Below are 12,294 nucleotides of genomic sequence, written 5' to 3'. Positions count from 1 at the left end.
GAGAACGAGACGGAGTGGCACCGGATGCAGCACGCAGTGGGGTCTCCGCTGCCGCCGCCCCACCAGCCGGGGCACGGACCGGCCGCCGGCTGGTCGCCGGCCGCACAACACCCCGGATCGCACCACCCGGACGCGCACCCAGGCCCCGGGCCGGTGAGCTCTCCCACGGGTCCCGCCCCCGCGAGCCCGCCGCCACCGGGTTTCGCCGGAGCACCGACCGGCCCCACGGCACCGCACCCTCCCGGCCACGCGCCCGCTCCGCATCACACGGCGCCTCACCAGGGGTCCGTGCCGCCGACGCCGGACACCACGGGCCACGTACAGCTGCCGCCGGGCGGCCCCGTCGCGATGCCGAGCCCGCCGCCGAGCCCGGGCACGCCCGACCCCACGTCCACGACGCTCGCCGTCCTGCTCATAGGCCCGGCCGGCGCCGGCAAGACGAGCGTCGCCAAGTACTGGGCCGACCACCGCAGGGTGCCCACCGCGCACATCAGCCTGGACGACGTACGGGAATGGGTGCGCTCGGGCTTCGCGGACCCCCAGTCGGGGTGGAACGACCACTCGGAGGCGCAGTACCGTCTCGCCCGCCGTACCTGCGGCTTCGCGGCGCGCAACTTCCTGGCCAACGGCATCTCGTGCGTGCTCGACGACGCCGTCTTCCCGGACCGGCCGGTCGTCGGCCTCGGCGGCTGGAAGCGGCATGTGGGACCCGGCCTGCTGCCGGTCGTCCTCCTGCCGGGCCTGGAGATAGTCCTGGAGCGCAACGCCGAGCGCTCCGGAAACCGTCGCCTCACCGACGAGGAAGTCGCCCGCATCCACGGCCGCATGGCCGGTTGGTACGGCTCCGGGCTTCCCATCATCGACAACTCCCAGCTCGACGTACCGGCGACGGCCCGGGTGCTCGACGACGTGCTGGCGAGGTCGATCGCCAGCCCACCGCAGTGGTGACCGGCGTGGTGCCTGAGCGTGTCTGAGCCCGGCACACGTCGGCTCCCGCCCGGTCGGACGTTCTGAACCGGCGGTATCCGGCCACCGCTCGTAGGCTCGGGTCATGGCACAGGTGTACGCGGCCCGCCGGGACCGGCTACGGGAGCGCTGTACGGCGGGCGGCAGCGCGACGGCGCTGGTGTCCCGCCCCGCCAACGTCCGCTATCTCGCGGGCGCGGCGCCGGAGGGTGCCGTTCTCCTGCTGGGCAAAGGGGAAGACCTGCTGGTGTGCGCGGATTCCCCCGCGCAGCCCGGCCCTCAGTCCGAGCAGGGGCGGCCCGACGAGGCGCTGCGGGTCCAGCTGCTGCCGACGGTCGGCGGTGATCCGGCCGTCGCCGCGGCCGACGTCGCGACGGCCCAGGGGGCCGAGTCCCTCGCCGTCGAGGAACACCACCTGACGGTGGCCCGCCACCGTGCCATCCGGTCCGTGGCCCCCCGGCTCCGGCTGGCCGACCTCGGCGGTGCCGTCGAGCAGCTGCGCGTCGTCAAGGACGAGGAGGAGATCTCCTGTCTGCGGATCGGCGCAGAGATCGCCGACCAGGCACTGAGCGAACTCCTCGAATCGATCCTCGTCGGCCGCACGGAACGTCACCTCGCCCTGGAGCTGGAGCGACGCCTCGTCGACCACGGTGCCGACGGCCCGGCTTTCGAGACCTCGGTCGCGACCGGCCCCAACGCGGGGCGCCGCGGCCATCGCCCCACCGACCGTCGCGTCGAGGAGGGCGACTTCCTCTCCGTGTGCCTCGGCGCGACCTACCGCGGCTACCGCTGCGAGATCGGCCGTACGTTCGTCATCGGCACCTCGCCCACCGACTGGCAGATCGAGTTGTACGACCTCGTCTTCGCCGCTCAGCGGGCCGGCCGCGAGGCGCTGCTGCCCGGCGTCGCCTACCGTGACGTGGACCGCGCGGCCCGTCAGGTGCTGGACTCCGCGGGGTACGCGGACGGCCTTCCACCGCTGACCGGGCACGGTGTAGGGCTCGAAATCGACGAGGACCCGCAATTGGCTCCCGCGGCCATGGGTAAACTGGACGCTTGCGTGCCGGTCACCGTCGAACCGGGGGTCCACCTCCCGGGCCGGGGCGGTGTCCGGATCGATGACACGCTCGTCGTACGCCCCGAGGCGGACGGCGGACCCGAGCTACTCACCATCACGACCAAGGAGCTGCTCGCGCTCTAGCTTCGCGCTGTGCGCCTGCCCCGGGGTCGTCCACGTCAGTCCAGGAGATTCCGCAACCGTGGCTTCCACGAACGACCTCAAGAACGGCATGGTGCTCAAGCTCGAAGGCGGCCAGCTCTGGTCCGTCGTCGAGTTCCAGCACGTCAAGCCCGGCAAGGGCCCGGCCTTCGTGCGCACCAAGCTCAAGAACGTGCTCTCCGGCAAGGTCGTCGACAAGACGTTCAACGCCGGTGTCAAGGTCGAGACGGCCACTGTCGACAAGCGCGACATGCAGTTCTCGTACATGGACGGCGAGTACTTCGTCTTCATGGACATGGAGACGTACGACCAGCTCCATGTCGACAGGAAGGCCGTCGGCGACGCCGCCAACTTCCTGGTCGAGGGTTTCACCGCGACCGTCGCCCAGCACGAGGGCGAGGTGCTCTTCGTCGAGCTGCCCGCCGCCGTCGAGCTGACCATCCAGGAGACCGAGCCGGGTGTCCAGGGCGACCGCTCCACCGGTGGCACCAAGCCCGCCATCCTGGAGACCGGTCACCAGATCAACGTGCCGCTGTTCATCACCACCGGCGAGAAGATCAAGGTCGACACCCGCACGAGCGACTACCTCGGCCGGGTGAACAGCTAACCGTGGCTGCCCGCAACACGGCCCGCAAGCGTGCCTTCCAGATCCTCTTCGAGGGTGACCAGCGCGGCGTGGACGTCCTGACGGTCCTCGCGGACTGGATCCGGCACTCCCGATCCGACACCCGGCAGCCGCCGGTGAGCGAGTACACGATGCAGCTGGTCGAGGGGTATGCCAAGCGGACGTCGCGTATCGACGAGCTCATCGCGCAGTATGCCGTCGGCTGGACGATCGACAGGATGCCGGTCGTCGACCGCAACATCCTGCGCCTCGGTACCTACGAGCTGATCTGGGTCGACGAGACTCCGGACGCCGTGGTGCTCGACGAGGCGGTTCAGCTTGCCAAGGAGTTCTCCACGGATGAGTCGCCGGCCTTCGTGAACGGTCTGCTCGGCCGCTTCAAGGATCTGAAGCCGACGCTTCGACGGGACGAGGGGTAGGCGCTGCCCGCTCACCATCAAGCCGTCACGGAGGGCCCGCAGCCTGTGCTGCGGGCCCTCCGGCGGTTGGGGGCGCGCCTCTTTAGAAATCGAACCCGGGGTCCTGGGGGCGCAGCCCCCAGTTTCGGGAAGGGGTGGGGTTAGGGGAAGGAAAACCTCCCCCCACCCACCCGTCGCTGACAAAACCGCCGAGGTGGCCGGAACCCCTTGGTTCCGGCCACCCCGGCGGCACGTTTCTGCACGGTGTCGGGCTGGGCGGTCAGCCTTCCTCGTGGGAGACCGCGCGGCGCGCGTCCGCGTCCAGGACTCCCCAGCTGATCAGCTGCTCGGTGAGGACCGAGGGGGACTGGTCGTAGATGACGGCGAGGGTGCGCAGGTCGTCCTGGCGGATCGACAGCACCTTGCCGTTGTAGTCACCGCGCTGGGACTGGATCGTGGCGGCGTAGCGCTGGAGGGGGCCCGCCTTCTCGGCAGGCACGTGGGCCAGACGCTCCAGGTCCAGGACCAGCTTCGGCGGCGGCTCGGCGGCGCCGCCCGGTGTGGTGCCCGGCAGGAGCTCCTGCACCGGCACCCCGTAGAAGTCCGCCAGCTCGGCAAGGCGCTGAACGGTCACGGCGCGGTCGCCACGCTCGTACGAACCGACCACAACGGCCTTCCAGCGTCCCTGGGACTTCTCCTCGACGCCGTGGAGGGAAAGGCCCTGCTGGGTACGGATGGCGCGGAGCTTGGCCCCGAGCTGTTTGGCGTATTCGCTGGACATATAGCTCCCCGGACACTGTGTCGACGTGCGGTCTTGCCGCGCGGCTGGTGACTCACTGTGAGGTTACGCAGCGTTACTCTGCCCCGTCAAGCCGAATGGTCCGGACCGACTCCTCGGTGGGAGTCACTGACGGGTGACCCGAGGGGGGTGATCAGGGTCATTGCCGGGCTGGTACCGTAGGTGGCGCAAATCCGACGTCCTTTAAGGTCCGTCCCGTGAGGCGGAGAAGGAGGTCCGTTTCGTATGGACACACAGCAGTCCGATGCCCGGCCCGTGCTCGAAGGCCCCGACATCGCGCGGGCGTTGACCCGCATCGCCCACGAGATCGTCGAGCGCGCCAAGGGCGCCGACGACGTGGTACTCCTCGGCATTCCGACCCGAGGCGTCTTCCTCGCCCAGCGGCTTGCCGCCAAGCTCGCGGAGATCACCGACCGCAAGGTGCCGGTCGGCTCGCTCGACATCACCATGTACCGCGACGACCTACGTATGCAGCCCCCGCGTGCGCTGGCCCGCACCGACATCCCGGGTGACGGCCTCGACGGCCGCCTGGTCGTCCTCGTCGACGACGTGCTCTTCTCCGGCCGCACCATCCGTGCCGCGCTGGACGCGCTGAACGACATCGGCCGTCCGCGCGCCGTGCAGCTCGCGGTCCTCGTCGACCGCGGCCACCGCGAACTGCCCATTCGGGCCGACTACGTCGGCAAGAACCTCCCCACGTCGCTGCGGGAGACGGTCAAGGTCCAGCTCGCCGAGGAGGACGGTCGTGACACCGTGCTGCTCGGAGTGAAGCCGGCCTCCCCGGGCGCACGGAAGTAGACCTCGGCGTACGGCACTGACGTACGCCGCCGACTGCTTCTTCGCGCGCCAGCCCGCCCGGCTGCGACCTCCCGCCGGGCTCTCGCCTCCCGAACTGAACTGCCTTACGGAGCCTGAAAGATGCAGCGTCATCTCATCTCGGCCGCCGACCTCACCCGTGACGACGCCGTCCTGATCCTCGACACCGCCGAGGAGATGGCCCGGGTCGCCGACCGGCCGATCAAGAAGCTGCCGACCCTGCGCGGCCGCACCGTCGTCAACCTCTTCTTCGAGGACTCCACCCGTACCCGGATCTCCTTCGAGGCCGCCGAGAAGCGCCTCTCCGCGGACGTCATCAACTTCACCGCCAAGGGGTCCAGCGTCTCCAAGGGCGAGTCCCTGAAGGACACCGCGCAGACCCTGGAGGCGATGGGAGTCGACGCCGTCGTCATCCGGCACGGCGCCTCCGGAGCCCCCTACCGGCTCGCCACCTCCGGGTGGATCGACGCCGCCGTCATCAACGCCGGCGACGGCACGCACCAGCACCCCACCCAGGCCCTGCTTGACGCGTTCACCATGCGGCGCCGGCTCGTCGGCCGGGACGCCGGGCTCGGCCAGGACCTGGCGGGAAAGCGCATCACCCTCGTCGGTGACGTGCTGCACAGCCGGGTCGCCCGCTCGAACGTCGACCTGCTGCACACCCTCGGTGCCGAGGTCACCCTGGTCGCGCCGCCCACTCTGGTGCCGGTCGGCATCGAGTCCTGGCCCTGCGAGGTCGCGTACGACCTGGACGGCACGCTGCCCAAGTCCGACGCCGTGATGCTGCTGCGCGTGCAGCGCGAGCGGATGAACGCGGCCTTCTTCCCGACCGAGCGCGAGTACTCGCGGCGCTACGGCCTCGACGGCGACCGCATGGCGCGGATGCCCGAGCACGCCATCGTGATGCACCCCGGACCGATGGTCCGCGGCATGGAGATCACCGCCGAGGTCGCCGACTCCGACCGCTGCACCGCCGTCGAGCAGGTGGCGAACGGTGTCTCCATTCGCATGGCGGTCCTCTACCTGCTTCTGGGCGGCAACGAGCCCGCCATCACCCACACCCGCCCCTCCAACGAGCGCTCCGTTCCCGCGGACGAGGAGAAGTAAGAACCGATGAGCAAGATCCTTATTCGTGGTGCGAAGGTGCTCGGTGGCGAGCCGCAGGATGTCCTGATCGACGGGGAGACGATCGCGGCGGTCGGCAGCGGGCTGTCGGACGAGGGTGCCCAGGTAGTAGAGGCCGACGGCAAGGTGCTGCTGCCCGGTCTCGTCGACCTGCACACCCACCTGCGCGAGCCCGGCCGGGAGGACTCCGAGACCGTCCTGACCGGTACGCGGGCCGCCGCGAGCGGCGGCTACACGTCCGTGTTCGCCATGGCCAACACCTTCCCGGTGGCCGACACCGCCGGTGTCGTCGAGCAGGTCTACCGGCTCGGCCAGGAGCACGGCTACTGCGATGTGCAGCCCATCGGAGCCGTAACCGTCGGCCTGGAGGGCAGGAAGCTCGCCGAGCTGGGCGCCATGCACGAGTCGGCGGCCGGCGTCACCGTCTTCTCGGACGACGGCAAGTGCGTGGACGACGCCGTGATCATGCGGCGGGCGCTGGAGTACGTGAAGGCCTTCGGCGGCGTCGTGGCCCAGCACGCGCAGGAGCCGCGCCTCACCGAGGGCGCCCAGATGAACGAGGGCATCGTCTCCGCCGAGCTGGGGCTCGGCGGGTGGCCCGCGGTGGCCGAGGAATCGATCATCGCCCGGGATGTCCTCCTCGCCGAGCACGTGTCGTCCCGCGTGCACATCTGCCATCTGTCGACCGCCGGTTCGGTCGAGATCGTGCGCTGGGCCAAGTCCCGCGGCATCGATGTGACGGCCGAGGTCACCCCGCACCACCTGCTCCTCACCGACGAGCTGGTCCGCACGTACGACCCGGTCTACAAGGTCAACCCGCCGCTGCGCACGGAGCGCGACGTGCTCGCCCTGCGCGAGGCACTCGCCGACGGCACCATCGACATCGTCGCCACCGACCACGCCCCGCACCCGCACGAGGACAAGGACTGCGAGTGGGCCGCGGCCGCCATGGGCATGGTCGGCCTGGAGACGGCGCTGTCCGTGGTCCAGCAGACGATGGTCGACAGCGGGCTGCTGGACTGGGCCGCTGTCGCGGAGCGGATGTCCTTCGCGCCCGCCAGGATCGGGCGGGCCACGGGGCACGGCCGCCCCGTCTCGGCAGGTGAGCCCGCCAACCTCACGCTCGTCGATCCGGCATACCGTGGTGCCGTGGACCCCGCGGGCTTCGCATCGCGCAGCCGCAACACTCCGTACGAGGGTCGTGAGCTGCCGGGCCGTGTCACGTACACGTGGCTCCGGGGCCGCGCCACGCTCGTCGACGGGAAGCTCGCGTGACAACCCTCCATCTGCTGGCCACCTCAAGCGCCGCCGAACAGAAGTCGGCGGAAGTGACCGACTGGGCCGCTCGCATCGGCTGGCTCGTGGGACTCGCGCTGTTCGTCGCCCTCGTCTACTGGCTGATGCGCGAGGGCTGGAAGTGGCGCGGCACGCTCCAGGGCGACCTGCCCGAGCTGCACGAAGCACCGGCCGAGCCCGGTCCGGTGAGACTGACGCTGAGCGGCCGCTACCACGGCTCGACGACAGCCGGGCAGTGGCTCGACCGCATTGTGGCGCACGGCCTGGGCACCCGGAGCCGGGTCGAGCTCACACTGACGGACGCGGGCCTTGACGTCGTACGCCCAGGAGCGGCCGACTTCTTCGTCCCGGCCGCACAGCTGCGTGAGGCCCGGCTCGACAAGGGCATCGCGGGCAAGGTGCTCACCGAGGGCGGTCTGCTGGTCGTCACCTGGGAGCACGGAGACAGGCTGCTCGACTCCGGGTTCCGCTCCGACCACGCGGCCGAGCACAACGAGTGGGTCGACACTCTGAACCAGATGATCAACAAGACGGAAGGCGCACGATGACGACCTCCACCAGGGGAGCTTCCAAAGTTCCCGCCGTGCTCGTCCTGGAGGACGGCCGGACCTTCCGCGGCCGCGCCTACGGGGCCGTGGGGGTGACCTTCGGCGAGGCCGTGTTCTCCACCGGGATGACCGGCTACCAGGAGACCCTCACCGACCCGTCGTACCACCGTCAGGTCGTCGTGATGACCGCCCCGCACGTCGGCAACACCGGCGTCAACGACGAGGACCCGGAGTCGAAGCGGATCTGGGTCGCCGGTTACGTCGTCCGCGACCCCGCGCGCGTGCCCTCCAACTGGCGCTCCCGCCGCTCGCTGGACGAGGAGCTCGCCCAGCAGGGCGTCGTCGGGATCTCGGGCATCGACACCCGGGCGCTCACCCGCCACCTGCGCGAGCGCGGAGCCATGCGCGTCGGCATCTTCTCCGGGAACGCGCTGCCCGACGAGGGCGTCATGCTCACCGAGGTGCGCCAGGCCCCCGAGATGAAGGGCGCCAGCCTCTACGAGGAGGTCGCCACCCCTCAGGCGTACGTCGTCCCCGCCATCGGCGAGAAGAAGTTCACCGTCGCCGCCGTGGACCTCGGCATCAAGGGCATGACCCCGCACCGCATGGCCGAGCGCGGCATAGAGGTGCACGTGCTGCCGGCCACCGCGACCGCCGAGGACATCTACGCGGTCGGTCCCGACGGTGTGTTCTTCTCCAACGGTCCCGGCGACCCGGAGAAGGCCGACCACCCGGTCTCGCTGATGCGGGAGGTCCTCTCCAGGAAGACCCCGCTGTTCGGCATCTGCTTCGGCAACCAGATCCTGGGCCGTGCGCTCGGCTTCGGCACGTACAAGCTGAAGTACGGCCACCGCGGCATCAACCAGCCGGTGCAGGACCGTACGACCGGCAAGGTCGAGGTCACCGCGCACAACCACGGGTTCGCCGTCGACGCGCCGCTCGACCGCGTCAGCGACACCCCCTACGGGCGTGCGGAGGTCTCGCACGTCTGCCTGAACGACCAGGTCGTCGAGGGGCTCCAGCTGCTCGACCAGCCTGCGTTCAGCGTCCAGTACCACCCCGAAGCGGCAGCCGGCCCGCACGACGCCGCCTACCTGTTCGACCGCTTCGTATCCCTGATGGAGGGCCAGCGTGCCTAAGCGCACCGATATCCAGTCCGTCCTGGTCATCGGCTCCGGCCCGATCGTCATCGGCCAGGCCGCCGAGTTCGACTACTCCGGCACCCAGGCGTGCCGCGTCCTCAAGGCCGAGGGCCTCAGGGTCGTCCTCGTCAACTCCAACCCGGCGACGATCATGACCGACCCGGAGATCGCGGACGCGACGTACGTCGAACCGATCACTCCCGAGTTCGTCGAGAAGATCATCGCCAAGGAGCAGCCGGACGCCCTGCTGCCCACCCTGGGCGGCCAGACGGCCCTCAACACGGCCATCTCGCTGCACGAGTCGGGGGCGCTCGACAAGTACGGCGTCGAGCTGATCGGCGCGAACGTCGAGGCGATCAACAAGGGCGAGGACCGCGATCTCTTCAAGGAGGTCGTGGACGCGGTGAACGCGAAGATCGGGCACGGTGAGTCCGCCCGGTCGGTCATCTGCCACTCCATGGACGACGTCCTCGCCGGCGTCGAGACGCTCGGCGGTTACCCGGTCGTCGTCCGGCCGTCCTTCACCATGGGCGGCGCCGGTTCCGGCTTCGCGCACGACGAGGACGAGCTGCGTCGTATCGCCGGCCAGGGGCTCACCTTGTCTCCGACCACCGAGGTGCTCCTGGAGGAGTCGATCCTCGGCTGGAAGGAGTACGAGCTGGAGCTGATGCGCGACAAGCACGACAACGTCGTGGTCGTCTGCTCCATCGAGAACTTCGACCCGATGGGCGTGCACACCGGCGACTCGATCACCGTCGCCCCGGCGATGACGCTCACGGACCGTGAGTACCAGGTCCTGCGCGACATCGGCATCGCCGTCATCCGCGAGGTCGGCGTCGACACCGGCGGCTGCAACATCCAGTTCGCGGTGAACCCCGAGGACGGCCGGGTGATCGTCATCGAGATGAACCCCCGGGTGTCCCGGTCGTCCGCCCTCGCCTCCAAGGCGACCGGCTTCCCGATCGCCAAGATCGCCGCGAAGCTCGCCGTCGGCTACACGCTGGACGAGATCCCGAACGACATCACCGAGCAGACGCCGGCGTCCTTCGAGCCGACGCTCGACTACGTCGTCGTCAAGGCGCCGCGTTTCGCGTTCGAGAAGTTCCCGTCCGCCGACTCCACGCTGACCACGACGATGAAGTCGGTCGGCGAGGCCATGGCCATCGGCCGCAACTTCACCGAGGCACTGCAGAAGGCGCTGCGGTCGCTGGAGAAGAAGGGCTCGCAGTTCACGTTCGTCGGCGAGCCCGGCGACAAGAAGCAGCTCCTTCAGGAGTCGATCCGGCCGACCGACGGGCGGATCAACCTGGTCATGCAGGCCATCCGCGCGGGCGCGACCCAGGAGGAGGTCTTCGAGGCGACGAAGATCGACCCGTGGTTCGTGGACCAGCTGTTCCTCATCCAGGAGATCGCGGACGAGCTGGCCGAGGCGGACAAGCTGGATCCCGGGCTCCTGGCCCAGGCCAAGCGGCACGGCTTCTCCGACGCGCAGATCGCCGAGATCCGCGGTCTGCGCGAGGACGTCGTCCGTGAGGTCCGGCACGCGCTCGGCGTCCGCCCGGTCTACAAGACGGTCGACACCTGCGCCGCCGAGTTCGCGGCGAAGACGCCGTACTTCTACTCCTCCTACGACGAGGAGAGCGAGGTCGCCCCGCGCGACAAGCCCGCGGTGATCATCCTCGGCTCCGGGCCCAACCGCATCGGCCAGGGCATCGAGTTCGACTACTCCTGTGTCCATGCCTCCTTCGCGCTCAGCGACGCCGGGTACGAGACCGTGATGGTCAACTGCAACCCGGAGACCGTCTCCACGGACTACGACACCTCCGACCGGCTGTACTTCGAGCCGCTCACGCTCGAAGACGTGCTGGAGATCGTCCACGCGGAGACGCTGGCCGGCCCGGTCGCGGGTGTGGTCGTGCAACTCGGCGGCCAGACGCCGCTGGGTCTGGCGCAGGCGCTCAAGGACAACGGCGTTCCGGTGGTGGGCACGCCGCCCGAGGCGATCCACGCCGCCGAGGACCGCGGCGCCTTCGGCCAGGTGCTCGCCGAGGCGGGGCTCCCGGCTCCCAAGCACGGCACCGCGACGACGTTCGCGGGCGCCAAGGCCATCGCGGACGAGATCGGCTACCCCGTTCTCGTACGGCCCTCGTACGTGCTCGGCGGCCGCGGCATGGAGATCGTGTACGACGAGACGCGCCTCGAGGCGTACATCGCCGAGTCGACGGAGATCTCCCCGTCGCGCCCGGTTCTCGTCGACCGCTTCCTCGACGACGCCATCGAGATCGACGTGGACGCGCTGTACGACGGCCATGAGCTGTACCTCGGCGGCGTCATGGAGCACATCGAGGAGGCCGGCATCCACTCCGGCGACTCGGCGTGCGCGCTGCCGCCGATCACCCTGGGCGGCTTCGACGTCAAGAGGCTGCGCGCCTCGACCGAGGCCATCGCCCGCGGTGTCGGGGTGCGCGGACTGATCAACATCCAGTTCGCGATGGCCGGCGACATCCTGTACGTCCTCGAAGCCAACCCGCGTGCCTCGCGCACCGTCCCCTTCACCTCGAAGGCGACCGCGGTGCCGCTCGCCAAGGCCGCCGCCCGGATCTCGCTGGGCGCGACCATCGCGGAGCTGCGGGCAGAGGGGCTGCTCCCGGCCAGCGGTGACGGCGGCACGCTGCCGCTCGACGCGCCGATCTCCGTCAAGGAGGCCGTCATGCCGTGGACGCGCTTCCGTGACATCCACGGGCGTGGCGTCGACACCGTGCTCGGCCCGGAGATGCGCTCCACCGGTGAGGTCATGGGCATCGACTCGGTGTTCGGCACGGCGTACGCCAAGTCGCAGGCGGCCGCGTACGGTCCGCTGCCGACCAAGGGCCGCGCCTTCATCTCCGTCGCCAACCGCGACAAGCGCTCGATGATCTTCCCGGCGCGCGAACTGGTCGCCCATGGCTTCGAGTTGCTCGCCACGTCCGGCACGGCCGAAGTGCTCAAGCGCAACGGCATCAACGCCACCGTGGTCCGCAAGCAGAGCGAGGGCACCGGCCCGAACGGCGAGCGGACGATCGTCCAGCTCATCCACGAGGGCGAGGTCGACCTGATCGTCAACACGCCGTACGGCACCGGCGGCCGCCTCGACGGCTACGACATCCGTACGGCGGCCGTGGCGCGCTCCGTACCGTGTCTGACGACGGTGCAGGCGCTGGCCGCCGCCGTCCAGGGCATCGACGCACTCCATCACGGAGACGTCGGGGTCCGCTCACTCCAGGAACACGCGGAACACCTGACCGCGGCCCGCGACTGATCACCGAGGGGGACACCGGAAACGGTGTCCCCCTCCGCATGAGGACTCATGCGGCTTCACGA

At 70.0% G+C, this 12,294-nt stretch carries 11 protein-coding genes; 10 read left to right on the top strand and 1 reads right to left on the bottom strand.

What is annotated here, in order from left to right; all coding sequences use genetic code 11:
• Positions 1–24: 24 nt before the first annotated feature.
• From FE633_RS26925 to nusB, 4 genes are all read left to right on the top strand, one after another.
• Positions 25–948 (top strand): Pro-rich N-terminal domain-containing protein, encoded by a 924-nt coding sequence (locus tag FE633_RS26925; RefSeq protein WP_138047785.1) that lies wholly within the window; start codon positions 25–27, stop codon positions 946–948.
• 103 nt (positions 949–1,051) lie between these two features.
• Entirely contained in the window at positions 1,052–2,167 is a 1,116-nt protein-coding gene (locus FE633_RS26920) for an aminopeptidase P family protein (RefSeq protein ID WP_138047784.1), read from the top strand.
• A gap of 58 nt (positions 2,168–2,225) precedes the next feature.
• Entirely contained in the window at positions 2,226–2,792 is a 567-nt protein-coding gene (efp, locus tag FE633_RS26915; protein WP_138047783.1) for an elongation factor P, read from the top strand.
• 2 nt (positions 2,793–2,794) lie between these two features.
• Positions 2,795–3,229: a transcription antitermination factor NusB gene (nusB, locus tag FE633_RS26910; RefSeq protein ID WP_138047782.1), complete on the top strand. Its 435-nt coding sequence runs from the start codon at positions 2,795–2,797 to the stop codon at positions 3,227–3,229.
• Positions 3,230–3,488: 259 nt separating this feature from the next.
• Here nusB and bldD read toward each other — a convergent pair whose 3' ends face one another.
• Positions 3,489–3,989 (bottom strand): transcriptional regulator BldD, encoded by a 501-nt coding sequence (bldD, locus tag FE633_RS26905; RefSeq protein ID WP_006379429.1) that lies wholly within the window; start codon positions 3,987–3,989, stop codon positions 3,489–3,491.
• 243 nt (positions 3,990–4,232) lie between these two features.
• Between bldD and pyrR the strand changes: the two genes are divergently transcribed.
• The 6 genes from pyrR (at position 4,233) to carB (ending at position 12,232) form a co-directional block, all read left to right on the top strand.
• Positions 4,233–4,805, top strand: a complete 573-nt coding sequence (gene pyrR, locus FE633_RS26900) for a bifunctional pyr operon transcriptional regulator/uracil phosphoribosyltransferase PyrR (RefSeq protein WP_138047781.1) — start codon at positions 4,233–4,235, stop codon at positions 4,803–4,805.
• A 120-nt stretch (positions 4,806–4,925) separates the two neighbouring features.
• Positions 4,926–5,930 (top strand): aspartate carbamoyltransferase catalytic subunit, encoded by a 1,005-nt coding sequence (locus tag FE633_RS26895; RefSeq protein ID WP_138047780.1) that lies wholly within the window; start codon positions 4,926–4,928, stop codon positions 5,928–5,930.
• Positions 5,931–5,936: 6 nt separating this feature from the next.
• Positions 5,937–7,223, top strand: a complete 1,287-nt coding sequence (locus tag FE633_RS26890; RefSeq protein WP_119102683.1) for a dihydroorotase — start codon at positions 5,937–5,939, stop codon at positions 7,221–7,223.
• Positions 7,220–7,792, top strand: coding sequence for a PH-like domain-containing protein (locus tag FE633_RS26885; RefSeq protein WP_138047779.1), 573 nt, complete (start codon positions 7,220–7,222; stop codon positions 7,790–7,792). The genes FE633_RS26890 and FE633_RS26885 overlap by 4 nt, the downstream gene beginning before the upstream one ends.
• A complete protein-coding gene (gene carA, locus FE633_RS26880) occupies positions 7,789–8,931 on the top strand; it encodes a glutamine-hydrolyzing carbamoyl-phosphate synthase small subunit (protein ID WP_138047778.1) in 1,143 nt (380 codons plus the stop codon). The genes FE633_RS26885 and carA overlap by 4 nt, the downstream gene beginning before the upstream one ends.
• Positions 8,924–12,232: a carbamoyl-phosphate synthase large subunit gene (carB, locus tag FE633_RS26875; protein WP_138047777.1), complete on the top strand. Its 3,309-nt coding sequence runs from the start codon at positions 8,924–8,926 to the stop codon at positions 12,230–12,232. The genes carA and carB overlap by 8 nt, the downstream gene beginning before the upstream one ends.
• Positions 12,233–12,294 lie beyond the last annotated feature (62 nt).

The sequence above is a fragment of the Streptomyces montanus genome (genome assembly GCF_005786655.1).
In the GTDB taxonomy this organism is placed as follows: Bacteria; Actinomycetota; Actinomycetes; order Streptomycetales; family Streptomycetaceae; genus Streptomyces; species Streptomyces sporangiiformans.
Note: the sequence above shows the minus strand (reverse complement) of the source record. Positions and strands in the feature narration are given on the sequence as shown.